We start from the raw sequence: 24,976 nt of genomic DNA on the forward strand, positions 1-24,976 counted from the left end.
AAACGCGCTCGTGAATGGCATCCGTGCAAAGCCTATGCCAATCGCGTGACATATGAAGGCCCATGTAGCCATCGATTGGCATGGCTATTGCCTCCTTTCGTCGCCATGAATCCGTTCACCTATGCGGGCTATCAGGCCTGGTCCGATTCGATGCTGCCGATCCGCCACGCCGCTACGCTCGTCGAAGGCGCGCTGCGCGTCTGGAAGGATATCGGCGAGACGCCGCAGGCCCGCGGTATGGCGGCGCTCTGCGAACAGGTCGCGCTCACGGGCCTGACGCACGCGCGGCCGCCATTCGATATCGCGCCGGTGCAAGCCGAAGGCAAAACGATGCGCGTCGTGGAAGAAGTCGCGGCATCGACGCCGTTCTGCGATCTGCTGCATTTTCGCAAGGACGATGCGTCCATCGTGCAGCCGCGCGTGCTCGTCATCGCGCCGATGTCCGGCCACTTCGCGACCCTCTTGCGCGGCACCGTGCAGACGATGCTCGCCGATCACGACGTCTATATCACCGACTGGCGCAATCCGCGCGACGTCTCGCTGATGCACGGCCGCTTCGGTTTCGACGAATACGTGCAGCACATCATCGATTTCATCGAGACGATCGGGCCGGGCGCGCATCTGCTCGCCGTCTGCCAGCCGACCGTCGCGGCGCTCTCGGCGGTTGCGCTGATGGCCGAGGACCGGCATCCCGCCGAGCCGGCGAGCATGACGCTGATGGCCGGTCCCATCGATACGCGCGTGAACCCGACGCGCGTGAACGAACTCGCGAAAAGCAAGCCGATCGACTGGTTCGAGCGCAATCTCATCAGCATGGTGCCGTTCGGTTTCGCGGGCGCGATGCGGCGCGTTTATCCGGGCTTCGTACAGCTGGGCGCGTTCATGTCGATGAATCTCGCGCGTCACATCGAATCGTTCGAGGAGATGCATCATCAACGCGCGAAGGGCGACGTCGCGAAGGCCGATGCGATCCGCGTTTTCTACGAGGAATACTTCGCGACGATGGACCTCACCGCGGAGTTCTATCTGGAAACCGTCGACACCGTGTTTCAGCGGCACGCACTGCCGCTGAAGCAGCTCGAAGTGCGCGGCCGCAAGGTCGATCCGTCGGCGATCCGGCGCACCGCGCTTTTCACCGTCGAGGGCGAGCGCGACGATATCTGCGCCGTCGGCCAGACGCTCGCGGCGCAGGATCTGTGCGACAAGCTGCGGCCGTATCTGAAGGCGCATCATGTTCAGACGGGCGTCGGCCACTACGGCGTGTTCAACGGCAAGCGCTGGGAGCAGCAGATTTATCCGCGCATCCGCGCATTGATCCACGACAACGAGCCCAGTCCCGCCGGTGTGAATGCGCGCACGCAGCCGATGGTGCCCTTGCACGCAATCGCGCCGCTCGCACGCGAATCCACGGTCGCCGAGGATCAGGCGCAGACGGCGAACGAGGGCGATGACAAACAGGCGATCGCCGATCCCGAATAACGCTAGCTCGAGAGCGGCAGAACGATGCGCGACTCCGCGCCGCCGCCGTCGCGCGCGCGCAGTTCGAGCGTTCCGCCGTGCAGCCGCGCGATGCGCTCGACGATTGCAAGTCCGAGGCCCGTGCCCTTCGGCTGGCCTTCGCCGCCGCCGCGCTTGAACGGCTGCTTCAGCGCTTCCGGATCCTGACCGCCGAGGCCTTTTCCGCGATCCGCGATCACGACGCAGGCCGTGTTCGCCTCGCGATCTGTCCACGTCCGCACTTCCAGGCCGACTACGCCGTAGAGCACTGCGTTCTGCATCAGGTTCATGAGCATCCGCATCATGCTGATCGGCCTGAACGGGAACGGTTCGATCTCGCCGAGATCGAGCGCGAACTCGTGCCCCAGTCCGGCGAAATCGGCGGCCAGATTGGCGATCAGCGCGTTGAGATCGCCGACGACGGGCGTTTCCTTCGCGCCGCTGCCCGCGTAGTCCATGAACTGCTGAAGAATCGTATCGATGGTGTCGAGATAGCCTTCCGCCGATGCCGCGAAAGCCGCGTCCGTCGATGGCACGGCGGACATCGCCATGGCGAGGCGCAGCTTGGTCATCGGCGTGCGAATGTCGTGCGAAATGCCCGCGAGCATCAGCGCGCGCGTGGCGTCGGCTTCCTTCAGCGCGGCCGTCATGCGATTGAAGGCGCCGCTGACCTGGGCGATTTCCGTCGGACCGTCGGTCGGCAGGACGCCCGGCTCGCCGCCCGCGGACACGAGCCGAGCGGCATCGGCGAGATGCGCGAGCGGACGGTTCAGATGGCGCTGGATCAAGTACGCCGTCGCGAACGCGAGCGCGCCGAGTCCGAGCGAAAGGAAAAGGGCGGTCGCGAGGCCGTCGTCGTGCGCGGCTTCGGGCACCGGCAGCGCCAGCCAGCGCGGCTCGCCCGCCAGATGCGCGCGGATCCACAAGCGCTGCTGACCGTCGTCGGACGCTTCTGCGCCTTGCCAGCGCACGAGCATGTCGGCGGGCAGATGCGCGCGCAGGCTCTCGATGAACGTCCGGCGCTGATACGTTTGATAGAAGCGCAAGCGCGATCCCGGCGCCATGTCGCGCGCGCCGGCGGGCAGTTCGGCGCGAAGGTCGAGGTTCACGGCGACGCTTTGCGCGGCTTCGGGCGGCGAAGTTTTCAGGAGCGTATCGAGCGTGACAATATAGCTCGCGAAGGTCGCCGCCGCGCGCTCGATGCGCGGCGTCTGGATGAAATGGAGCAGCACGGCGATCGCGCACACCTGGCTCACCGCGACGAGCGCGACCAGCAGCAGGATGTTGCGCGCGAAGAGCGAGCGCGGCGCCCACTTCACGATTCGATTTCCGCGAGCAGCATGTAGCCGACGCCCCACACGGTCTTGATGAAGCGCGGCTTGCCCGGATCTTCCTCGACGATCTGACGCAGCCGCAACACCTGCACGTCGATGCTGCGATCGAGCGCGTCGTGATCGCGGCCGCGCGTGCGGGCGATGAGGTTGTCGCGGCTGACCGCGCGGTTCGGCGACGAGCCGAGCGCCGTGAGCAACTGCATCTGCGCGGAATGAATCTCGAACGGCTCGCCGCCGCGATACAGCTTTTGCTTCGCGAGATCGAGGCGGAAATCGCCGAAACGGATGCGCTGCTGCGTATGCGTCGGGTCGCCCGCCGCAATCTTCTGGCGGCGCAGCAACGCACGCACGCGAGCGACGAGTTCCTGCGGCAGAAAGGGCTTGGCAAGGTAATCGTCGGCGCCGGTTTCGAGGCCGACGACCTTGTCGACCGGATCGCCTTTCGCGGTGAGCATCAGGATCGGCAGCGTCTGGCCTTCGGCGCGCAGGCGCTTGCAGACCGAAAGGCCGTCTTCGGGCTCCATCATCCAGTCGAGCACCAGCAGGTCGTAAGGCTCGCGCTGCAAATAGCGGTCGAGCCGCTTGCCATTTTCGACGACGCGTACTTCGAAACCCTGCGAACTCAGAAATCGCTGCAGCATGTTGCGCAACTCGGCTTCGTCGTCAAGCACGATGATCTTCGGCAGGGTTTCCATGGAGGCTCCGGGTCAGCGTTGCGCGGCGTGCTCGTGCATGAAGGCTTCGATTTGCGGCAGCGTGACGTAGCCGTTCTTCTGCGTGTCGATTTCGTCGAAGTGCTTGGCGACCATCGGCATGCCCGTGGATGCCTGCTCGCGCGTGAGCTTGCCGTCGTGCGTGGTGTTGGCGCTCGAAAAGCGCGTCTGCAACTGGCCGAGCACGTGTTCGAGGCGCGGGCTCGCGCCCATCGGCTGCGTAGCGGTCTGCGCGAACGCCGCGCCCGACGTGGCGCACGCCGCGCATGCCGCAAGGATGACAAGAATCTTTCGCATGGCTCTCTCCCCTGATTCGCTACGGATGAACGTCGACGGTGATGCCATTCTATTGAGCCGCGCCGCGAACGCAATCTTGGGGATGCTACGAATCATGTCGCCGTATTTCGCGTTCGATGCCGCGCATTCGCGCCGACATCCCGCGACATAAGTTACGACTCACGCATCGGGCAGGGCTTCGCTATCGTTCTCATCGCCGGCAGTTGCATTTCTTTGTTGCTGCCGTATTCAACGTCTCCCGATGCATGAGGACTTCAACATGAATTGCCGTTTGCTCAGCGTTTCCGCCGTTGCCGCCATCAGCCTGACCTGCGCGAAGACCGCATCGGCTGGAACGAGCGCGCAGGTTTCCTACGTCGCGCCCGCCGTCGTTTACGCGCCGCCGCCGCGTCCCGTGTACTGCTACGCGCCGCCGCCGAGGCCGCCGTATTACTACGTGCCCGCGCGCACGATCGTCGTCGAGCCGGCGTTCGCGCCGGTGGTGGTCGCCGCGCCGCCGCCTCCGCCGCCGCAGCCTGCCGTCATCGTGACGCCGTATGGAGTTGCGCCTGCCGTCAGAGTGACTTACGCGCAGCCGGTGCTCGCGACGCCCGTCGTCGTCATGCATTGATCAATGCGATCCACGGCCGCCTCCTATACTGGATGAACCGCATGGGCGCAACTGCCGATGCGGCGGCGAGCCCGGCGCGTCGCGCCGTTTCATGGCGTTCCAACAGGAGGATCGAGCCATGCTATTCATCGTCAACTGGACTGCGCAACCCGAGGCCGAACGACTCGCGGCCGAGCGATTCCTGCAAACTCGCGGCGCGCCGCCCGACGGCATTCATCTGCTGGGCCGCTGGCATGCGATCGGTTCGATCTGGGGTATCGCCGTGTGCGAATGCGACAACGTCGAGCCGCTCGCGCAATGGGCGCACGAATGGGCCGATTTGTTCATGTTCGACATCAAGCCGGCGATCACGGACGAGCAGGTCGGAAAAATGCTCGCCGAGTATGCGCAGCGACAGTAGCGGGGCAAGCGGCCCGATTCGTCGTACGAACGCGCGTCGAGAGCTTAGGGTTTGCGTGGCTTGCAGCGGCACGGAGAATGCCTCAACATCACAAATGTACTAGTTAGTTCAAATTTGAGCGCCATATACGATCTCCGCGAAGTTGTTTCAAGCATGGCGCCGTCAAGGAGCGAAGCGTGACCCAATCCCCTACGAAAGAACCTTGCGTCATATCGGTTGCGATCACCGGTTCGGTGCCGCGCAAGAAAGACAATCCCGCCGTGCCGATCACGATTGCCGAGCAGATCGAAAGCACGCACGAGGCGTATGAAGCGGGCGCGACGCTCGTGCATCTGCATGTGCGCGACGAGGATGAGCGATCGAGCTCGGACCGGCACAGGTTCGCGGAATTGCAGGAAGGCATCCGCAAGCATTGCCCTGACATCATCATCCAGTTCTCGACGGGCGGGCGCGGGCGTTCGTTCGAGCAGCGCGGCGCGATGCTGGACTTGAAGCCTGACATGGCGTCGCTCGCGACGGGATCGGTCAACTTTCCGACGATCGTCTACGAGAATCCGCCCGATTTCGTGCGCTCGCTCGCGCAGACGATGCTCGATCACAACGTGAAGCCCGAGATCGAGATCTTCGATCTGGCGATGCTCTATAGCACCGTCGATCTCGTGAATCAGGGTTTGTTGAAATCGCCTGTGCACGTTCAGTTCGTGCTCGGCGTGAAGAACGCATTGCCCGCGCGACGCGAGATTCTCGAGTTCGAGGTCGAGCAGTTGAAGAAGAATCTGCCGGATGCCACGTGGACGGCTGCGGGCATCGGGCGCCATCAGCTCGAAGTGAATCATTGGACGTTGCAATTGGGCGGACATTGCCGAACGGGACTCGAAGACAACGTGCGCTGGGACAAGGACACGCTCGCGAAGAGCAATGCGCAACTCGTGAGCCGGGTGGCGTCGTTATGCGCGGAGTACGGTCGGCCGGTGGCGACGGCGACGGAAGCGAGGAAGCTGTTGTCGATCTGAATTTCGATGGCGATGGCCGAAGCGCGCTTGCGGGAGACCGCGGGCGCGTTTTTGTTTACGCTGCGCAATATCGCTTCGCATGCCGAAATGTCATTCAAGGCTCGCACTTCGCGTGCGGCGAAGTACTGAGCATGGGACAGGCGGCTTGCGGTGCCTCGCGCGAAAAATCTGCCTGACAAAATCTGCCTTACAATCGGTCTCCACCCTGACAAGCACGTCACGCGCGAACATGAACGAGCGTAAGTCATCCGGCCTCGCCGACCGGATTTATAGCGACATCCTCAACAGCATCATCGAAGGCGAGTTCAAGGAGGGCGACCGGCTCCTCACCGAACACGCGCTCGCGGAACGATTCGCCACCTCGCGTCCGACCGTGCGCGAGGCGCTCGCGCGGTTGCGCGCAGACGGCATCATCGTGACGCGGCGCGGATCGGGAACGATCGTGGGTCGCCGCCCCGATCCCGACGTGCGCCGCTTCGCTCCGCTGGAAACGCTATCCGACATTCGTCGCTGCTACGAATTTCGCGTGGTGACGGAGTCGGGCGCGGCGGAACTGGCCGCCGTCAAGGCCGAGGAGCAAGACATCCGCGCGATTCAGGACGCGTGGGACCAGCTCGAACGCGTCGTCGAAACGCAGGAGGGCATCGGCGCGAAAGACGATTTCGCGTTTCATCTCGCGGTCGCGCGAGCGTCTAAAAATCAGTTCTTCATCACCGTGCTGTCGTTCATCGAAGAACAGGTCGAAGTCAGCATGAACCTGTCACGCAACCTGTCGTACGTGAAGACGCTCGAACGCCAGCGTCTCGTTCAGAGAGAGCATCGCGAAATCCTTGAAGCGATCCGCGCGCACGATTCCGCCCGAGCCGGGCAAGCGATGAAGGCGCACCTCGAGAACGCGGTCGAGCGCATGTTCGGTGAATAATTTCGACCCGACAGTTGTCACACAACCTTAGCCAACTTGCGATAAACTGGCTCCCTCCCGGCAAAGTTGTTTGACAACTTTTACCCGCCTTGCTACCTTCTGCGGACCTTTTCCGTCGATTCAGCGAGGCGTCATGAATACCGATCCCATCGTCGTCAGCGAGTTTTCCGCATCCGTCATGGCGGTGCCGCCGCTGGCGCGTCGCCCGGATTATTCGCTCGATCCCGAAGCCAACCGCAGGCTGATCGCTCATATCGAGGCCGGCGGCGTGTCCACGCTGCTTTACGGCGGCAACGCGAATCTGTACCACGTCGCCGTCAGCGAGTTCCGGGAGTTGCTTGACATGCTGGCCGAGTCGGCTGGCCCGCGGACTCGCGTCATTCCGGCCATCGGCCCTGACTACGGGAAGATGCTCGATCAGGCGCGCATCCTCGCGCAGACGGGCTACCGCACCGCGATGATCCTGCCGCTCGCGGGTTTCACCACGCCGGAGGGCGTCGCGCACGGCCTCAGACGTCTTGCCGATGTGGCCGGCATGCCGTTCACGCTCTATATCAAGAGCGAGAGTTACATCGACGTGGACGGGCTTGCCGGCCTCGTCGATGACGGCACGCTGCTCGCGGTGAAATACGCGATTCAGCGGGCCAATCCAGCGGACGACGGCTATCTGCGGCGCTTGCTCGAAAGCGTGCCGGCGTCGAAGGTCGTGTCGGGCATGGGCGAGCGCCCCGCGCTGGTTCACACGCGCGACTTCGGTCTCGCGTCATGGACGACCGGCTCGGGATGCATCGCGCCGCACGCAGTGATGGCGCTGCTGCGCGCGGCAAAAGCAGGCGGCACCGGGGCCGATTCCATCTACGAGCACTTTATGCCGCTCGAAACCCTTCGCGACGAAGTCTCGCTGATCCGCGTTCTGCACGACGCCGTGACCTTATCGGGCATCGCCGACATGGGCCCGATACTGCCGTTGCTGAGCGCGTCGCCCGAAGCTGCGTTGCCGGCCATCGAACGTGAAGCGCGCGCGCTGCTCGCATTCGATGAAACCCTCCGCGTTTCCGGGAAACGTGCAGGAAACCCCAGTTAAACAAAGGTTAAAGCGGGAGGTAACAAGCGCTCGGGGTATATCCCGAGGCGGCTTGCAAAGCGCTATCGGCAGAGGAAAAAAGCCGGTTCGGCTGTTTCGGTAACAGCATCGGCGGGTTGCGATTTGCTTGACATCCTATAACCTCGTTAGCTATTTTTCAGCATCCAAGCCGCAACGAGGACGCACGCGCACGATAGACACGCAAGAATCAGAACGAAGTACAAACAGGCCGGCGATCAACACAATCGACAACATCGACGATCCGACCGGACCTCTTCCCGACCAGCGGTTGCGAGAGAAGTGAGGAGACAACATGGCTTTCAAGGCAGGACTGTCAGTGAAACTGGCGGCGATTTGCGTCGCCGTGAGCGCGGCTTTCGGCACGAGCGCGGCCCACGCGGCCGATCCCGTGTCGATCAACATCGTCGACGTTGCAGGCAATCTGCAACTGACGCAAAAGGGCTTCGAGGCGTTCAAGGCCAAGTATCCGGACCTCGTGTCCAGCATCACGTTCACGAATGCGCCGGCGCCGCAACTGCCGGGCAAGATCAAGGCGATGCAGGCGGCGGGGCGCTCGGACATCGACCTCGTCGTGACGGGCACCGACGCGCTCGCGGCCGGCATTCAGCAAGGTCTGTGGGAGAAGCTTCTGCCCGACAACGCCAAGGCATTCCCCGGCGTGCTCGACAAGTACGCGCCCGGTCCGCGCAAGATGCAGGACATCGCGCAGGGCTACGGTCTGGAAGTGACGTACATGCCAGCGGGTCCGCTGCTCGAATACAACCCGGCCAAAGTCACCGATGTCCCCAAGACGCCGGATCAACTGCTCGCGTGGTGCAAGGCGCATCCGAACAAGCTGATCTACGCGCGTCCGGCCAACTCCGGTCCGGGCCGCACCTTCCTGATGGGCCTGCCGTACGTGCTCGGCGACAAGGACCCGATGGACCCGATCAACGGCTGGGACAAGACCTGGGCGTTCCTCAAGCAACTGAACGACTGCATTCCGTACTACCCGGGCGGCACGTCGGCCGTGATGAAGGAGCTGGGTGAAGGCACGCGCGACATGACCGTCACCGTGACGGGCTGGGACATCAATCCGCGCGCGCTCGGCATCGTGCCGGCGGAATTCAAGGTCGGCGCATTCGACAACATGACGTGGGTCAACGACGCCCATTACATGGTGATTCCGAAAGGCGTGCCGAAGGAAAAGCTCGACGTGCTCTACAAGCTGATGAACTTCATGCTCGAGCCGGCGCAGCAGGCGCTGACATATGACGATGGCTATTTCTATCCGGGCCCGGCGGTGAAGGACGTGCCGCTCTCGATGGCGCCCGCGAAGAGCCAGGAAGTCATCCAGAAGTTCGGCCGTCCGGAATACGCGAAGCTCCTCGCCGACCGTCCGCACGTACTGCCGCTGAACGCGCAGGCGATGGTCGCCGCGTTCCAAAAATGGGACCGCGAAATCGGCGCGGCGAAGACGAAGTAAGTCGACGTATCGGTGTGATGAGACGGCGACGTTCCTCGCGAGGAGCGTCGCCGCTTGTACAAAAAAGCGCAGGAAATGTCATGAAGCACACTTTTGAGCAGTTGCGCCTCGACTCGGTCTCGCGCAGCTTCACCAACGCCGAAGGTCAGCAACTCGCGGCGTTGAAGGGACTCGATCTGAACATCCAGCGCGGCGAGTTCATCGCGCTGCTCGGACCGTCGGGCTGCGGCAAGTCGACCGCGCTGAACTGCATCGCCGGATTGCAGCCGTTGACCGGCGGCGGCATCTGGCTCGACGACAAACGTATCGACGTGCTGCCGCCCGAAAAGCGCGGCTTCGGCATGGTCTTTCAGAACTACGCGCTCTTTCCGCACATGTCGGTGCTGGACAACGTCGGTTTCGGATTGAAGATGCGCGGGGTATCCAAGGCCGAAGCGACGAAGCGGGCGAAAGCCGCGTTGCAACTCGTGCAACTGATCGGCCACGACGCCAAGCTGCCCGGTCAGCTTTCCGGCGGCCAGCAACAGCGCGTGGCGATCGCGCGCGCGATCGTCATCGAACCGCCGCTCGTTTTGATGGACGAGCCGCTCTCTAACCTCGACACCAAGTTGCGCATCGAAATGCGCGCCGAGATTCGCCGCATCCACGGCAAACTGGAGCGCGCGACGATCTACGTCACGCACGATCAGGACGAAGCGCTCTCGATGGCCGATCGCATCGTCGTGATGAAAGAGGGCGTCGTGCAGCAGGTCGCGTCGCCGAAGGAAGTCTATTCGCGTCCGAAGAACCTGCACGTCGCGCGGTTCATGGGCTTTCGCAATGTCGTGCAGGCGACGCTCGAAGGCACGCAGGGCGATTGCGTCGCGGTGAACGCGAACGGCGTCAGGCTGCTCGGCACGCCGATGGAAGGCTTCGACAGCAAGCGCGTTGCGGTCGCGCTGCGTCCGGAAGACATGGAGCGCGTCGCGCCCGGCACGGAAAACGCGTTCGACGCGCACGTCGAAGTCGTCGAGTACGGCGGACGCGATTCGCTCATCATCATCGATACGGCGTTCGGCAAGCTCTGGGCGCGCATCGCGGGCGAATGCAGCGAAGGCGAGCGCATCACGCTGCGCGTCGCGCCTTCGAAGACGCTCGTGTACGGAGAAGAAAAATGATCGCGCTTCCCGCGCAGCGCGATCCGAAGGGCTGGCTCGTAGCGCCCGCGCTCATCTTCATTCTCGCGCTGTTCATCTATCCGTTCGCCTACGGGCTGATGCTGTCGTTCAATCCGATGAACGGCGGCGGCATATGGGCGAACTACGTCACGTTCTTCACCGATTCGTCGATGTGGCCGACGATCATCGTCACGCTCAAGCTCGCCGTGCCCGCGACGATCATCAACGTCGGCGTATCGGTGCCCGTCGCGTTCGCGCTGCGCCGCACGTCGCCGTGGCAGAAGTTCGCGACGACGCTGCTCGTCGTGCCGGTGACGCTCGGCACCGTGCTGATCGCCGACGGCATGCTCACGTACTTCAGTCCGAACGGCTGGTTCCCGCAGGCGTTGCAGGCGCTGCATCTCTACGGCGATGAAGTGCGTCTCACGCACAACTACTGGGGCGTGCTGATTTCGCTGATCGTGTCGGGATTTCCGTTCGCGTTTCTGCTGACGCTTTCGTACGTGACCGGCATCGATCCGACGCTCGCGCGCGCGGCGGCCACGCTCGGCGCGAATCCGTGGCAGCAGTTCCGTCAGATCTATCTGCCCTTGCTGTTGCCCGGCCTCACGATGACCGCGTGTCTCTCGTTCGTGCAGGCGTTCTCGGTGTTTCCGTCGGCGGTGCTGCTCGGCGCGCCGGCCGGCCCGACGCGCGTGATCTCGATCGCCGCATCGGAGGCTGCGTTCGAAAACTACGACTACGCGCTCGCATCGACCATCGCGATCGTGATGGGCTTCGTGCAGTTGCTCGTGGTCGGCGGCATGCTCGGCGCGCGCCGCTTCTTCTATACGGGTCCGGTGACGGGAGGCAAGGGATAATGACGACCGATAACCGCGCGGCGTCCGGCTGGCAGGCCGGCGCCCCGACTCGAAGCACGGGCAAACAGATGAAACAGCAAGCGAGCCTGCGCGCCAGGCTATGGAAGTTCTTCGTCTGGACGACGATGGCCTTCTTCCTCGTCAACGTGCTGCTGCTGATCGCGACGGTCGCCGTGAATTCGGTGGCGACGCGCTGGTTCGGCACGCTGCTGCCGCAAGGCTTCACGCTGCACTGGTACGCGCAGGCGTGGAGCGACTTCCAGCTTTCGAGCGTGCTGCTCGTGACGCTCGAAGTGGTCGGCGCGGTCGTGCTGCTGTCGATCGCGCTCGGCGTGCCCGCCGCGTATGCGCTCGCCCGCGTGCAATTCCCCGGCAAGCGTTTCGCGATGCTCGTCTTCCTGCTGCCGCTGATGGTGCCGCCCGTGACCTACGGCATCCCGATGGCGACGGTCATGTACAAGTTCCATCTCGCGGGCACGCTGACCGGCGTGATCCTCGCGAACCTGGTGCCTGCGCTGCCGTTCGTCATTCTCGTGATGACACCGTTCATCGAGCAGATCGATCCGAATCTGGAATCGGCCGCGCGCATCTTCGGCGCGAACACGGCGAAGTATTTCCGCTACGTGCTGCTGCCGCTGCTCGTGCCGGGCATGCTGGCTGCCGGCTTGCTGGTGCTGGTGCGGACCATCGGCATGTTCGAGCTGACGTTCTTCACCGCCGGTCCGACGACGCAGACGCTCGTCGTCGCGCTGTACTACGCGGTGTTCTCGACGGGCGTGCGCGCGCCGCAGTCCATCGACGCGATGGCGATGATCTACATGGCCATCACGATGATCTGGGTGCTGATCGCGTTGCAGTTCGTGAGCCCGACGCAGCTCGTGTCGCGCGTGAAGGAACAGAAGCAGTGACGAAATTTCGTGCAGTTGGAGAGCTGAACGCGGAACCGCGCCTGAGTATCGCGAGCGGGCCGCATGTGATCGAAATCGCGCCGATGGCGGGCGGGCGCATCACGCGCTTCGCCACGCGGGATGCGCGCGGATTGCATGACTGGCTCGCGCCGGTGACAGTCGCGAGCTGGTCTTGCGATGCGTGGCCCAAGGGCGGCAGCTATCCGCTCGTGCCGTTTTCGAATCGCGTGCGCGATGCGCGTTTTCCCGCGCCGGACGGTTCCGTCGTCGAACTGGCGACGTTTCCAAGCATGACGCACGCATTGCATGGATTCGGCCAGTACGCGGCGTGGAGCGTCGAGTTGCACGAGGCGGATTGCGTCGTGATGCGTTACACGCACGGCGAGGGCGAGCACGGCTGGCCGTGGGCGTTCGAGGCCGTGCAACTGATCGAGGCCAATGCGGATGGCGCGCGGCTGTCGATGCGTGTCGCGAACCGGTCGTCGAGCCCGATGCCGGTCGGCCTCGGTTTTCATCCGTATTTCGTCGCGCTGGAAGCCGAACTCCATACGACGACGCATTGGCGTCACGAAGCCGAAATCGCGATCGAGCCGACGGACGAACGTCCCGCGCTTCTCCACCAACGCGAGACGGAAGGGTACACGCGCTATCTGAGCGGCTGGGACGGCCGTGCGACGCTGCATTACGCCGACGGCCGCACGCTCGGATTGATCGCCGACGACGCGCTCGGTCACGTCGTCGTGCATTGTCCGGCCGGGGCGGGTTATCTGTGCGTCGAACCGGTGTCGCACGTGAGCGACGGCTTCAATCTCGCGGCGCAGGGCTTGCGCGGGACGGGCATCGCCGTCATCGAGCCAGGTAGTGAAATACAGGCGTCGCTCTCGATGGCAGCCGGCGCGAACCCGGCCCGGCACGACGGCGCCGCCGCCTGACGCGCGCTTCGACACAGGCGCGCTCGCGGACCGCGCGGCAGCGCGATGCGTTCGCGGGCAGCACGCCCCCGACGATGCAAATATCCGTGTTCATGGCGCACCTCCATCGACTCAGCGCGTGAGCGGCATCGAAAAGAACGATTCGACGAGATCGACGATGCGCCACGTCGCGCAAGGCCGGCGGCAATGGGCGTCGAAACCGGCGTCCTTGAGCGTCTGCACCGGATCGGCGGGCCACACGTTGCTCATCGCGACGAGCAGGCGGCCGGTGACATCGCCGTCCGTACTCAACGTGCGCAGAAAGACGTAGCCGGATTCGTTGTCAAGGCTCGTGTCGAGAAGCAGCGCGTGCGGATGCCAGCTATTGACCAGCGCGCGCACCGACTTCAGATCCTGCGAAAGGATGACCTGCAAGCCTTTGAGCCGAAGTTGCACGGCGAGCGAATCGCCGATCGACTTGTCCTTGTGGGCGATCAGCACACGGCGCGATGCGTCTCCGGTACGCGCCCGCTTGATGCGCCACAATGCGAATTCGCTTTCGCTGGCGGCCAGACGGCTTGACATCTCATCCTCCATTCTCGTTTTGGGTTACGTGGTGATTCGACTGCGTTCAGTTTCGGCCGAACGTGGCGGTCGCTAAACCCGGCGCGGGAGGGGAACGCAGGAGATTTTGGGAGACTGCCGAATGTATCCCTGCGAAAGGAGGGTGGAAGTCGGGCAAGGCGCGCGTAATATCGGAACCGTTCTCGGAGCGTCGCAATGGAAAATGGCTATTTCAAAACTGTGTTGCTAGTAGAGGACGAAGGGCTCACCAGGAGCGCGATGAAAAGCCTGATCCTGGCGAACGAGCCTTTGCTCGAAATCGACGAAGCCGATGGAGTCGAGCAGGCGAAAGCCAAGCTTTCCGCCAATACCTACGATCTGATGTTTCTCGACTACCACTTGCGCGGCCAGGCGACCGGCATGGATCTGCTCAACTGGATCCGCGAAGAAGAACGCGAGGTCCAGACGATCATGCTGTCGGCGCAGGATGACCGCGACACGGTGCTCGAATGCATCAAGAACGGCGCGTGCGGATTCATCTCGAAGGGCAGCGAGCAGGGCGCGGGCGTGTTTCGCGAGGCGCTGAAAACGATCCTGAACGGGCGCGTCTATTTGCCGAATACGGTGCTGGGCAAGGGCGGCCACAGCCCGAAGCCGGTTTCGCCGCACGCGGGCGTGACGATCGAATCGCTCGAACTGCCGCCGCGCCTGACCGAGACGCTGCGCTATCTGCTGCAAGGGCTGTCGAACAAGGCGATCGCGCGAAAGATGAACATCAGCGAAAACACCGCGAAGGAATATTCGAGCGATCTGCTCGCGCGCTTTCACGTCACGCGGCGAACGTTTCTAATCGTCGAAATGGCGCGGCGCGGGATCGAAATGCCGATGAGCAATACGTCGTCGGCCTCCTGAGCCTCCCGTTTCTCTTCCTCGACGCGGGCGCACCGAAAGGGCGTCCGCGTCGTCTTTTTTTCATCGGTCCGATGAATCATCCCGGGGATGGTAAGGTAGAGCCCGGACTAAATTTGAGATGGGGTCAGCGTAGGTGATTCGCAGGATGACGTTCACGAAAATGCAAGGCGCCGGCACGGCATTCACGGTGACAGCGGCGCTGCTTCTTGGCGCATGTGCGCCGCTTCCGCAGCAGAACGACACGGACGCGGCCGCGGCGGCATCGGCGGCATCGGCCGCGCAAGCGGCTCAGGCGGCGGTCAAGGCGCCCGTCGCGCCGGCCCCGCCGGGGGAAAGGCGCATCATGGTCGGCACCGCGAACGGCTATCACCTGATGCTCAAGACGACGCAGCCATCGCAAGTCTGCGACGACAACGCGTTCGCCGACGGCGTGCGCTACGGCTATGCGCTGACATGGAACCGGCTCGTCAGCGAAGACGTGCGCAACGGCGGCAAGGCGAAGCGCAAGTTCGACGCATCGGCCGTTCATTCCCAGGACGATCAATACAAGATCCAGTGGGAAGGAAAGGAGCGCGTCAACGCGTGCGCGTCGGATGGTTATCTGATCGGGCGTGTCGTCGGGACGCATCTCGCCGGCGTCGACATGCGCAACGGCAAGCCCTCCTGAAGCGCGGAAACCGGGGTTAATCGCAGGTGTGCGTCGCGGTGACGTAGCGGCCGGCCGCCGCGATGTCGCCGTAGATCGTGTAGCCCGTGCCGTTCGCCGACGCCTGCGCGATGACGAGCACCAGTGACTGGCTCGTCAGGCCGCCGCTGGGCACGGAGACGGCCAGCGTGTCGGAGCTCGGCGAGTATTCGCGCACGCGCGGCGCGATCGGCGTCCATTTTTCCTTCACGCAGCGGACGAACTCGTACGGCTTGTACTGCGACGTGCCCGACCCGAACGGGACGGTCTTGAGCAGGGCGTCGTCGGTCGAAACGCAGGCGCTCAGGGCGCACGCGCCGATGGCGGCGAACAAGATCGATGTGGTTTTTCTCATGATTCCGATGCCTTTTTCTGTAGTATCCGCTTAAGCTACCGACCCGCGTCTATTCGATGCCCGACAAGCTTCACGGCCGTCGATCCTAACCGTTTCCCTGACAAACCGTAAAGCATGGGCGACCGCTCGTTCGTGCCGGTCGCGCTGTCCGGAACTCCGCGCCAGATCTGAAAGCAAGCTTTCGATCCGTAGTTTTCCCAATATTGGTCAAGTCGGGTCAACCATGGCCGTTATATAGGCGTTTCACACGTTGAAGCCTTTTGTATGGCGCGAGCGCGGGCGGCGGGAGCCGAAATGGCGCTCTCCGTCCGCGCGAAGTCCCGGCAATGCGTGGACCCCGATAACCTTGACGTACCGTTGCCGTCGTCGATTCGCTGACGAAACGCAGCGTGAGCCAGTTTCATAGAACGCATGTCTCGCACAAAGTTGCTCGCCCGGCTTCGCGCCATTTCCCCGATCGGACGTTCGTCCGGCGGCGTCGATCTTCAGCGGCTCGCCGCGCCCGTGCTCACGGTCGTCATCTGCGTGCTGCTGCTCGTCGTCTTCCAGCATCTTTCGCGCTCGGTCGATTACAAGTCGGTCATGCACTCGCTGCGCATGATGACGGCGCAAGCGTGGTTCGCCGCGCTGTTCGCCACCGCGCTCAGCTTCGCCGCGCTCGTCGGGCGTGACGCCGTGGGGCTGCGTCACATCGGCGTCGCGGTGCCGCGGTCTTTGCTGTGGGTCGGCGCGACGGTCGGTTCGGCGCTCGGCAACGTGACCGGTTTCGGCGCGCTGACGGGCGGCGCCGTGCGTTGCCGCGTGTACGGCGCGGCCGATGTCACGCCCGCGCAAGTCGGCCGTCTGACGATTTTCACGAGCATCACGCTCGCGCTGTCCCTCGCGTTCATGGCCGCCGCCGGCATGGTGTTCGGCGCGGAGACGCTCTCCGGCATGATGCACCTGCCGCCGGCCGCGTTGCGCGCGACCGGCGCGGCGCTGCTCGCCGTTTTCGCCGCGATGGTCATCGTCTGCGGCCGCGAGCCGCGCACTTTGCACTCGCGCTGGAAGTGGCTGTCGTTCACCGTGCCGGCGCGCCGCGATTTCGTCGCGCAGGCCGCGCTCGCCGTCGTCGACGTGTTCGGCGCCGGACTCGCGCTCTGGGCGCTCCTGCCGAATCCCCAGGTCGGCTTCGGCGAATTCATGACGGTCTTCTCGGCGGCGATGCTGCTCGGCATGATCGGCCATACGCCGGGCGGCGTCGGCGTGTTCGAGGCGGCGATGGTCTTCGCGCTCGGCGGCAGCGCACAGACGCCGGACGTCGTCGCCGCGCTGCTCGCGTATCGCGCGATCTACTTCGGCTTGCCGCTGATCCTGTCGGCCGGCGTCATGGCCGCCTTCGAAGGCCGCGCGCTGAAAGGCCGCTTCAATTTTCTGAGCCCGCATCACGTTTCGCAGCTTGCGCCGTTGTTCCTGTCGATCGTCACGTTCGCGGCAGGCTCGATGCTCGTCATCTCGGGCGCGACGCCCGCGTTCAAGATGCGTATCGCGCTGTTGCAGACCATCGTGCCGCTTTGGGTGCTGGAAAGCTCGCAACTGCTCGGCTCGGTGCTCGGCGTGCTGCTGCTGTTCGTCGCGCGCGGTCTCATGCGCCGCCTCGACGCCGCCTGGTGGCTCGCGCTGATTCTCGCGGTGGCCAACCTCGCGCTGTCGCTCGCGAAAGGTCTCGCGTTCGTCGAAGTGGGCGTGCTCGCGTTTCTCGTCGTGCTGCTCGTCCTGACGCGCGAGCGCTTCAATCGCCGTTCATCGCTCTTCGCCGAGCGTTTCACCGCGACGTGGCTCATTTCGATCGGCGTCGTGATGGCGCTCGCCGTGTGGATCATGTTCTTCGCCTTCCGCGACGTGCCTTATAGCCGCGATCTCTGGTGGCAGTTCGCATTCGACGAGCGCGCCCCGCGTGCGCTGCGCGCGACGCTCGCGGCGGCGCTGTTCGCGTCCGCGTTCGCGGTGTGGCAACTGCTGCGCCCGGCGGCGGGCCGCTTCGTGAAGCCCGCGCCGCAGGATCTCGCCGATGCCGCACGCATCCTGCGCGCGCAGGAACGCAGCGACGCCGGCCTCGCGATGATGGGTGACAAGAGCTTCCTCTTCTCCGAGTCGCGCGAAGCCTTTCTGATGTACGCGAAACACGGCCGCACGTGGGCCGCGCTGCACGATCCGGTCGGTCCGCGCCGCGAGTGGGCCGAACTGATCCGCAAGTTCGTCGAGCTCGCGCACGCGCACAACGGCCGCGCGGCGTTCTATCAGGTGCGCGCCGATGCGCTGCCGCTCTATCTCGACGCCGGCCTCACGCTGATGAAGCTCGGCGAGGAAGCGCATGTCGCTCTGTCCGACTTCGATCTGAAGGGCTCGCATCGCTCGCATTTGCGCTATGCGATCAAACGGGGCGAGCGCGACGGTCTGGACACCGAAGTCATCGGACCGGAGCGCATCGGAGCAAGCATGCCGATGTTGCGCGCCATCTCCGACGACTGGCTCGGCAGCCGCTCGGCGCGCGAGAAGAGCTTCTCGGTCGCGGCGTTCAACGAGGAATACCTCGCGGCGCAGTCGGTGCTGCTCGTGCGCCAGCAGGGCGAGCCGGTCGCGTTCGTCACTTTCATGACGACCGACATGAACACCGAAGCGACCGTCGGCGTGATGCGCCATGTTTCGGCCGCGTCACCCTATGCGATGGAATATCTCTTCACCAAGCTCGCGCTGCATCTGAAGGAAGCGGGTTTCAAGTCGCTGTCGCTCGGCATTGCGCCGCTGTCGGGCATGGAGCCGACGCCGCTCGCATCGCCGTGGCATCGGATGGCCGGACTGGTGTGGCGCTTCGGCGGCCGTTTCTACAACTTCCGCGGTCTGCGCGGATTCAAAAGCAAGTTCCAGCCGCGCTGGGAGCCGCGCTATCTGGCGGCGTCCGGCTCGGTCGGCGTATTTTTCACTTTGGCGGATCTTTCGCTCCTCGCGGGCGGCTGGCGTTCATGAAATTCCTTTGCAAGAAAGCGGCGGCGCTCGTGGTGGCCGCCGTCTGTGGTGTGTCCGTGACGGGTATGGCGCATGCCGCCGAGTCGATCTCCGGCGGACGTTACGGTCAGGTCCAACTCACGAAGCCTGCGGGCGACATGACCGGCTTCGTCGTGCTGTTTTCCGAGAAGAGCGGCTGGACGCCGGCCGATCAGCAGGCCGCCGACGCGCTCGCTGCCAAGGGCGCGATGGTCATCGGCGTCGACACGCCGCGCTATGCCGCGCGCCTCGCCGCCGACAAGACCGAGAAGTCCTGCCACAACCTCGTCGGCGATGCGGAAAACATGAGCCATCAGCTCGAACGCACCGTTCAGTCGAATCGATATTTTTCGCCGATTCTCGTCGGCACCGGGCAGGGCGCGATGGTCGCGGAAAGCGCGCTGAAGCAGGCGCCGGACAACACCGTCGCGGGCGCGGTCTCGCTTGCGGCCGACCCGATGCTCGACCCGCGTTTCAATCCGTGCGCGCCGGATGCGACCATCATCCACGCAAAGGGTTTGCCGGGCTTCTTCGAATACACGGCCGTGCTGGAAGCGAACCGCTCGAAGGCCGACGCGCTCGTCGCGATGACGGCGCCGCGTCTGAAAAAAGCCGGGCGTCCGACCGAGAACGATGTCTCCGATCTCCCGCTGATCGAACTGCGCGCCGCGCAACCGACCGACTTGCTGGCGATCGTGATTTCCGGCGACGGCGGCTGGCGCGATCTCGACAAAACGATGGCGCTGGCGCTGCAACGCGATGGCGTGTCGGTGATCGGCGTCGACTCGCTGCGTTACTTCTGGAGCGAGAAGTCGCCGCAGCAAACCGCCGACGATTTGGCGCGAATCATCCGCACGTACAACGCGCGCTGGCATACGAGCCATGTCGCGCTCGTCGGCTATTCGTTCGGCGCGGACGTGATGCCGTTCGCGTACAACCGTCTGCCGGACGCAGTCCGCGCGCAGGTGTCGTATATCTCGCTGATGGGCTTCGCGCCCGACGCCGACTTCCAGATTCGCGTGACGGGCTGGCTCGGCATGAAGGCGAGCGACAAGGCGCTGAAGGTGCGGCCGGAATTCGACAAACTGCCGCCATCGATGGTGCAGTGCATCTACGGCGCGAACGAAGAAGACACGCTGTGTCCCGCGCTGACGAAGACGGGCATCGAAGTGGTGAAGCTGCCGGGCGATCATCACTTCGGCGGCGACTACGATGTGCTCGCGCGGCGGATTCTCGCGGGCTGGCGCAAGCAGATCGCGGCGCGGCAGCAATAACGCAGCGCCGCGACCGGCTTACTTGAGCGGGCCGAGATAATCCCGCTTGCCGATCGGCGCGCCGAGATGGCGCAGGATGTCGTGGGTCGTGACGACGTGGAAATAGAAGTTCGGCAAGCCGAAGCCGAACAGATAATCGTCGCCTGAGAACGAAGGCGAGAAATCCGGGAACTTCAGCGTGACGGTGCGCGTTTCGCAGCCGGCGAGCGAAGCCTTGTCGATGCTCTTCAGGAACGCGATCGTCTTCTCGATGCGCGCCTGCAGCGCCGGAAAGCTGTCCTCGTTGTCCTCGAAGCGCGGCGCCTCGATGCCCGCGAGACGCGCCGCCGAGAGCTTCGCCGTGTCGCTCGCGCGCTGGATCTGCGCGGCGAGCGGCAGCATGTCGGGCGCGAGGCGCGCGTTGATCACATCGGCGTGAGCGAGGCCTTTTTCATCGGCGAAGGCGGCGCCTTTCTTCAGCAGGTCCGCACAGACTTCGAGTCCGCGAATGAAGACCGGAATCGATGCGCGATACATCGTGAGGGACATGGGTTGCGCTCCTTGAGGTTCGGATTCGACAGCGACAGGGGTCACAAGCATAGCGCCGCGCCCGGTTGCCTGCTCGAATCGGCCGGAGTCACTCACGAACGGGAAGCCTGCGCATGCCGCGCTTCCCACGCGCGCACGTCGGCCTCGTAGCGCTCCAGCGCTTCCCTGTACAACTCGAACACGCACTGATTGCAGCCGCTGCGGCAGCAGTCTTCCGGCAGCGGACGCTCGGGCGGCGTCGGGCGAGGATCGTCGGCGGGGCGGGATGGATCGTTCATCGCTTCATTGTGCATCGGCTTCGCTGAGCGGACGCGGGCGGCTAGACTTTGGCTGCGGCGCGCGTCATGCGCAATGCGATACTGCGCGCGGGGCGGCGATTGCGCCCCGTCATCACGTCGATCGGATCGAGGAACTCACGCGATGAATCAGATCGTCAGCCTTGCGATCTCCGCTGCGCTCGCGAGCGCTTTGCTTGGCGGCTGCGCGGCGCCCGGCCAGCAGCCGGAGTCCGGCGCTCAAACGGCTTGGCACGCCGAAATCCGCCGCACGCAGGACGGCATTCCGCATATCCGAGCGGCCGATTGGGGCAGCCTCGGCTTCGGTTTCGGCTACGCGCAGGCGCAGGACAATCTCTGCACGCTCGCCGATGGCTTCGTCACGTATCGCGGCGAGCGCTCGGCGTATTTCGGCGCGGATGCAGGCCCGACGTCGGCGGCGACGTTCGGTCAGCCGCGCAACATCGACGCCGATTTCTTCTTTCGTCTGGTCGGCGATCAGGCGGCCGTCGAGCGTTACCGTGCGGCGCAATCGCCCGAATTGCGCGATCTCATCGACGGCTTCGCGAACGGCTACGACCGCTATCTCGACGACCTCAACGCCGGCAAATTTCCCGAGGCACATGCGGCGTGCCGGGGCAAGCCGTGGGTCGACAAGATCAGCGCCGACGATATCTACCTGCGTCTGATCGCGGCGAATCTCGCGGGCGGCTCGGCGCGTTTCGTGACGCCGATCGCGTTGGCGCATCCGCCGAAACCGGGCGCGGCGGCCCCGCGCGGCGACAACGCCGACGCCGACACCGCGCGGACCGCGCTCGATTCGCTGCGGTTTCCGATCGGCGAAAATCCGGGCATCGGCAGCAATGCGCTCGCGTTCGGCGCGCAGATCACGCGCGACCGGCGCAGCATCCTGTTCGGCAATCCGCACTGGTTCTGGCGCGGCCCGGACCGTTTCTATCAGGCGCAACTGACGATTCCCGGCCAGATGAACGTCGCGGGCGTGTCCTTTCTCGGCGTGCCGCTGATCGTCCTCGGCTTCAACGAAAACATCGCGTGGACGCATACGGTGTCGAGCGCGCGGCGTTTCGGCATCTTTCAGTTGACGCTCGATCCCGCCGATCCGACGCGCTATCTCGTCGATGGCCAGAGCGAAGCGATGACGCCCGTGCCGCTCACCGTGCGCGCGCGCCGCGCCGACGGCACGTATGAGTCCGTGTCGCGCACGCTGTACAGGACGCGCTTCGGGCCGGTCGTCGATCTGTCCGCGATGGCGCAAGGCCTCGGCTGGACCGCGCAAACCGCCTTCGCGATCGCGGACGTGAACGCCGACAACACGCGCGCCTTTCAGAACTTCTTCGCGTGGAATCAGGCGCGCTCGCTCGCCGATTTCATGGCGATCCAGAAGCGCTACGCCGGCATGCCGTGGGTCAACACGTTCGCGATCGGTCGCGACGACGTGCGCGTCTGGTTCGCGGACATCGGCCCGATCCCGAACGTGCCTGACGCGCTCGCGCAATCGTGCACGCCGCCCGCCGGACGCGCGTTCGCGGCCCGCGCGCCGGGCGTGCCGTTCCTCGACGGCTCGAAAAGCGCGTGCGCGTGGCGCGTCGATGCGACGAGCGCGCAGCCGGGCGCGTTGCCGCTGGAGCAACTGCCGAGCGCCGTGCGCGGCGACTACGTCGGCAACTTCAACGACAGCTACTGGCTCACCAATGCGAATGCGCCGATGTCTGGCTATCCGCGTATTGCGGGCGCGGCGCGCGTCGAACAATCGCTGCGCACGCGCTACGGCCATCTGCTCGCGGCGCGTCTGCAGCGCGAACGCGGCGGCGTGACGCGCGAGGCGCTCGAATCGGCGGTGCTCGAGACGCACTCGATGTCCGAGCGGCTGTTCCGCCGGCCGCTGCTCGACGCCGTGTGCACGGTGAATGAAGCGGGCGGGCCGCTGCACGAAGCCTGCGAGGTGTTGCGCAAGTGGAACGGCACGGCGGATATCGACGCGCGCGGCGCGAACCTGTGGGACGAGTTCTGGCAGCGCGCGATGCAGATCGCGCCCGAGCGCCTGTACGAATCCGGCTTCGATCCGAACAAGCCGCTCGCGACGCCGGGCGGCTTCAACATCGACAATCCTGCCGTCGTGCAGGACTTGCGTCAGGCGCTGGGCGGCGCGGCGCTCGCGCTGAAGCTGAACGGCTTCGCGCTCGATTCGCGGCGCGGCGACATCCTCTACACGACGCGCAACGGCGCGCGCGTGCCGCTTTACGGCGGCTGCGACGAAGCGGGCTATTTCACGATCGTCTGCGCGCGGCGTCCGCTCGATCCCAAGGGCTATCCGATGGACTCAAGCGGCCAGGGCGACAGCTACGTGCAAGTCGTCACCTTCGGCGAAAACGGCGTCGAAGCCGACACGATGCTGTCGCACTCCGAATCGGACGATCCGGCATCGCCCCATTCGGGCGACGCGACGCGCGCGTTCGCGGCGAAACGCTGGGCGCGCTTTCCCTTCACCGAACAGTCGATCGACTCCGATCCGGCGGTGACGCGCGTTGTCGTTTCGGGAACGCGCGACGGAGGGCCGGGCGCGCCGAAACGTTGAAAAAAGTCGCGGAAAACGTGCGCGCGCGGCGCGGCGGCGGTCGAACCGCGGGCAAATCGCGTCTATTATGGAAGTTTGCCTCGGAGGGAAACACGGTCATGACTATCGGCGACAGCACGCATCACGACGAAGCGGTACGGCTCGATTCCGTCGCGCTGCGGGATTTCGTGGATCGCAAATGGAATGACGAAATCGTGCCCGCGCTGACGGACTACATCGCCGTGCCCGCGAAAAGCCCGATGTTCGACAGCGACTGGGCGCGTCACGGCTTCATCGAACGCGTGGTCACGGACGCCGTCGACTGGATCAGAACGCAGCCGGTCAAAGGCCTGAAGGTCGAAATCGTCCGCTTGCCGGAGCGCACGCCGGTCATTTTCTTCGAAGCCCCCGCCACGCGCTCGGGCAGCACCGAAACGGTCGTCCTGTATGGCCATTTGGACAAGCAGCCGGAATTCGAAGGCTGGCGCAGCGATCTCGGTCCGTGGACGCCCAAGCTCGAAGACGACAAACTGTACGGCCGCGGCGGCGCCGACGACGGCTACGCGACCTACGCGAGCATCACCGCGCTGGCGGCGCTGGATGCGCAGGGCGTCGAGCGTCCGCGTTGCGTGGGTATCATCGAGACGTGCGAGGAATCGGGCAGCTACGATCTTTTGCCGTATATCGATGCCTTGCGCGACCGGCTCGGCGATGTCGGCCTCGTGATCTGTCTCGATTCGGGCGCGGGCAATTACGATCAGCTCTGGCTCACGACGTCCCTGCGCGGCCTCGTCGCCGGCGATCTCGAAGTGCAGGTGCTGGACGAGGGCATTCACTCGGGCGGCTATGGCGGCATCGCGCCGTCGGCATTTCGAATCTTGCGGCAACTGTTCGAGCGCCTCGAAGATTCGAGCACCGGCAATCTGCTGCCGGAAAGTTTTCATTGCCCGATTCCGATGCTGCGCCGGCGCGAAGCCGAAATGACCGCGCGCATTCTCGGCGACGATGTCTGGAAGAAGCTGCCGTGGGCGTGCGGCGCCGATGGCGGCAGCGTTCTGCCCACGACGACCGATCCGCGCGAGGCACTGCTCAATTCGACCTGGCGGCCGTCGCTCACGGTGACGGGCGCGTCGGGCCTGCCGCCGCTGGCCGATGCCGGCAACGTACTTGCGCCGCGCACGGCGTTCAAGCTGTCGCTGCGCTTGCCGCCGCTCGTCGACGCTGCCAGTGCGATCGTCCGCCTGCAGCGGCTGCTCGAAATGGATCCGCCGTACAACGCCAAGGTGACGTTCAAGCCCGAAGCGGGCGCGGCGACGGGCTGGAATGCGCCGGATCTCGCGCCGTGGCTGCGCTCGTCGCTGAATGAGGCGTCGAAACGGCACTTCGGCGCGGATGTCGCATACATCGGGCAGGGCGGCACGATTCCGCTGATGAATACGCTCAAGGAAGGCTTCCCGCGCTCGCAATTCATGGTGTGCGGCGTGCTCGGTCCGAAATCGAACGCGCACGGTCCGAACGAATTCCTGCACGTGCCGTACGCGAAGAAGCTGACGGCGTCGGTGGCCGAGGTCATCGCGGCAGCGCCCTGAGGC

General features: G+C 64.7%; 24 protein-coding genes. 17 read left to right on the forward strand and 7 right to left on the reverse strand.

All coding sequences use genetic code 11. The features are described from left to right. The first annotated feature begins 105 nt into the window (after positions 1-105). Positions 106-1,479 carry a polyhydroxyalkanoate depolymerase gene (locus tag NCT05_RS19150; protein WP_250502952.1) on the forward strand — a complete coding sequence of 458 codons (1,374 nt, stop codon included), beginning with the start codon at positions 106-108 and terminating at the stop codon, positions 1,477-1,479. 2 nt (positions 1,480-1,481) lie between these two features. On the opposite strand, the gene NCT05_RS19155 is transcribed toward NCT05_RS19150, so the two are convergent. From NCT05_RS19155 to NCT05_RS19165, 3 genes are read right to left on the reverse strand one after another with little or no spacing between them, the layout of a single operon-like run. Next, positions 1,482-2,816: an ATP-binding protein gene (locus NCT05_RS19155; RefSeq protein ID WP_175979309.1), complete on the reverse strand. Its 1,335-nt coding sequence runs from the start codon at positions 2,814-2,816 to the stop codon at positions 1,482-1,484. Then, a complete protein-coding gene (locus NCT05_RS19160; protein ID WP_008353432.1) occupies positions 2,813-3,526 on the reverse strand; it encodes a response regulator in 714 nt (237 codons plus the stop codon). Before NCT05_RS19160 ends, NCT05_RS19155 begins: the two co-directional genes overlap by 4 nt. Positions 3,527-3,538: 12 nt before the next feature. Then, a complete protein-coding gene (locus NCT05_RS19165; protein WP_008353431.1) occupies positions 3,539-3,841 on the reverse strand; it encodes an EF-hand domain-containing protein in 303 nt (100 codons plus the stop codon). A 259-nt stretch (positions 3,842-4,100) separates the two neighbouring features. Here NCT05_RS19165 and NCT05_RS19170 point away from each other — a divergent pair, with 259 nt between their 5' ends. The 10 genes from NCT05_RS19170 to NCT05_RS19215 all read left to right on the forward strand — a co-directional run bounded on the left by NCT05_RS19170 (position 4,101) and on the right by NCT05_RS19215 (position 13,213). Continuing rightward, positions 4,101-4,451 carry a hypothetical protein gene (locus tag NCT05_RS19170; protein ID WP_250502953.1) on the forward strand — a complete coding sequence of 117 codons (351 nt, stop codon included), beginning with the start codon at positions 4,101-4,103 and terminating at the stop codon, positions 4,449-4,451. 118 nt (positions 4,452-4,569) lie between these two features. Beyond that, a complete protein-coding gene (locus NCT05_RS19175; RefSeq protein WP_008353429.1) occupies positions 4,570-4,851 on the forward strand; it encodes a DUF3303 domain-containing protein in 282 nt (93 codons plus the stop codon). A gap of 176 nt (positions 4,852-5,027) precedes the next feature. Then, the gene (locus NCT05_RS19180; RefSeq protein WP_250502954.1) at positions 5,028-5,864 is read left to right on the forward strand and encodes a 3-oxoadipate:acetyl-CoA acetyltransferase; all 837 of its coding nucleotides are present in this window, start codon (positions 5,028-5,030) and stop codon (positions 5,862-5,864) included. Positions 5,865-6,093: 229 nt separating this feature from the next. Beyond that, on the forward strand, positions 6,094-6,786 hold the full coding sequence (locus NCT05_RS19185; protein WP_250502955.1) for a FadR/GntR family transcriptional regulator: 693 nt from the start codon (positions 6,094-6,096) through the stop codon (positions 6,784-6,786). 133 nt (positions 6,787-6,919) lie between these two features. Beyond that, positions 6,920-7,870: a dihydrodipicolinate synthase family protein gene (locus tag NCT05_RS19190; protein ID WP_250502956.1), complete on the forward strand. Its 951-nt coding sequence runs from the start codon at positions 6,920-6,922 to the stop codon at positions 7,868-7,870. Between the two features lie 313 nt (positions 7,871-8,183). Beyond that, positions 8,184-9,356 (forward strand): ABC transporter substrate-binding protein, encoded by a 1,173-nt coding sequence (locus NCT05_RS19195; RefSeq protein WP_008353424.1) that lies wholly within the window; start codon positions 8,184-8,186, stop codon positions 9,354-9,356. Positions 9,357-9,436: 80 nt separating this feature from the next. Continuing rightward, entirely contained in the window at positions 9,437-10,513 is a 1,077-nt protein-coding gene (locus tag NCT05_RS19200) for an ABC transporter ATP-binding protein (RefSeq protein ID WP_008353423.1), read from the forward strand. Continuing rightward, positions 10,510-11,373 (forward strand): ABC transporter permease, encoded by an 864-nt coding sequence (locus NCT05_RS19205; protein WP_175979312.1) that lies wholly within the window; start codon positions 10,510-10,512, stop codon positions 11,371-11,373. The genes NCT05_RS19200 and NCT05_RS19205 overlap by 4 nt, the downstream gene beginning before the upstream one ends. After that, entirely contained in the window at positions 11,373-12,281 is a 909-nt protein-coding gene (locus NCT05_RS19210) for an ABC transporter permease (protein ID WP_033536134.1), read from the forward strand. Before NCT05_RS19205 ends, NCT05_RS19210 begins: the two co-directional genes overlap by 1 nt. Next, complete coding sequence (locus NCT05_RS19215) at positions 12,278-13,213, forward strand: aldose epimerase family protein (RefSeq protein ID WP_250502957.1); 936 nt, start codon at positions 12,278-12,280, stop codon at positions 13,211-13,213. The genes NCT05_RS19210 and NCT05_RS19215 overlap by 4 nt, the downstream gene beginning before the upstream one ends. Positions 13,214-13,324: 111 nt before the next feature. On the opposite strand, the gene NCT05_RS19220 is transcribed toward NCT05_RS19215, so the two are convergent. After that, the gene (locus NCT05_RS19220) at positions 13,325-13,777 is read right to left on the reverse strand and encodes a response regulator (protein WP_008353416.1); all 453 of its coding nucleotides are present in this window, start codon (positions 13,775-13,777) and stop codon (positions 13,325-13,327) included. Between the two features lie 195 nt (positions 13,778-13,972). Between NCT05_RS19220 and NCT05_RS19225 the strand changes: the two genes are divergently transcribed. Together NCT05_RS19225 and NCT05_RS19230 are read left to right on the forward strand one after the other, a co-directional pair. Continuing rightward, positions 13,973-14,668 carry a response regulator transcription factor gene (locus tag NCT05_RS19225; protein ID WP_033536135.1) on the forward strand — a complete coding sequence of 232 codons (696 nt, stop codon included), beginning with the start codon at positions 13,973-13,975 and terminating at the stop codon, positions 14,666-14,668. Between the two features lie 145 nt (positions 14,669-14,813). Further along, positions 14,814-15,335, forward strand: coding sequence for a hypothetical protein (locus NCT05_RS19230; RefSeq protein WP_250502958.1), 522 nt, complete (start codon positions 14,814-14,816; stop codon positions 15,333-15,335). Between the two features lie 16 nt (positions 15,336-15,351). Here NCT05_RS19230 and NCT05_RS19235 read toward each other — a convergent pair whose 3' ends face one another. Next, positions 15,352-15,708, reverse strand: a complete 357-nt coding sequence (locus tag NCT05_RS19235) for a hypothetical protein (protein ID WP_250502959.1) — start codon at positions 15,706-15,708, stop codon at positions 15,352-15,354. A 411-nt stretch (positions 15,709-16,119) separates the two neighbouring features. Between NCT05_RS19235 and mprF the strand changes: the two genes are divergently transcribed. Both mprF and NCT05_RS19245 read left to right on the forward strand, forming a co-directional pair. Continuing rightward, positions 16,120-18,714, forward strand: coding sequence for a bifunctional lysylphosphatidylglycerol flippase/synthetase MprF (mprF, locus tag NCT05_RS19240; RefSeq protein WP_250502960.1), 2,595 nt, complete (start codon positions 16,120-16,122; stop codon positions 18,712-18,714). Further along, a complete protein-coding gene (locus tag NCT05_RS19245; RefSeq protein ID WP_250435742.1) occupies positions 18,711-20,006 on the forward strand; it encodes a virulence factor family protein in 1,296 nt (431 codons plus the stop codon). Before mprF ends, NCT05_RS19245 begins: the two co-directional genes overlap by 4 nt. Before the next feature lie 18 nt (positions 20,007-20,024). Here NCT05_RS19245 and NCT05_RS19250 read toward each other — a convergent pair whose 3' ends face one another. Together NCT05_RS19250 and NCT05_RS19255 are read right to left on the reverse strand one after the other, a co-directional pair. Continuing rightward, a complete protein-coding gene (locus NCT05_RS19250) occupies positions 20,025-20,534 on the reverse strand; it encodes a DUF1993 domain-containing protein (RefSeq protein WP_008353409.1) in 510 nt (169 codons plus the stop codon). Positions 20,535-20,626: 92 nt separating this feature from the next. After that, positions 20,627-20,812 carry an oxidoreductase-like domain-containing protein gene (locus NCT05_RS19255; RefSeq protein ID WP_372492483.1) on the reverse strand — a complete coding sequence of 62 codons (186 nt, stop codon included), beginning with the start codon at positions 20,810-20,812 and terminating at the stop codon, positions 20,627-20,629. Between the two features lie 142 nt (positions 20,813-20,954). On the opposite strand from NCT05_RS19255, the gene NCT05_RS19260 reads away from it, so the two are divergent. Then, complete coding sequence (locus NCT05_RS19260) at positions 20,955-23,405, forward strand: penicillin acylase family protein (protein WP_250502961.1); 2,451 nt, start codon at positions 20,955-20,957, stop codon at positions 23,403-23,405. Between the two features lie 98 nt (positions 23,406-23,503). Further along, positions 23,504-24,973, forward strand: a complete 1,470-nt coding sequence (locus tag NCT05_RS19265; RefSeq protein WP_034471776.1) for a M20 family metallopeptidase — start codon at positions 23,504-23,506, stop codon at positions 24,971-24,973. The last annotated feature ends 3 nt before the right edge of the window (positions 24,974-24,976 follow it).

The sequence above is a fragment of the Caballeronia sp. AZ7_KS35 genome, assembly GCF_023631045.1.
Lineage (GTDB): Bacteria > Pseudomonadota > Gammaproteobacteria > Burkholderiales > Burkholderiaceae > Caballeronia > Caballeronia zhejiangensis.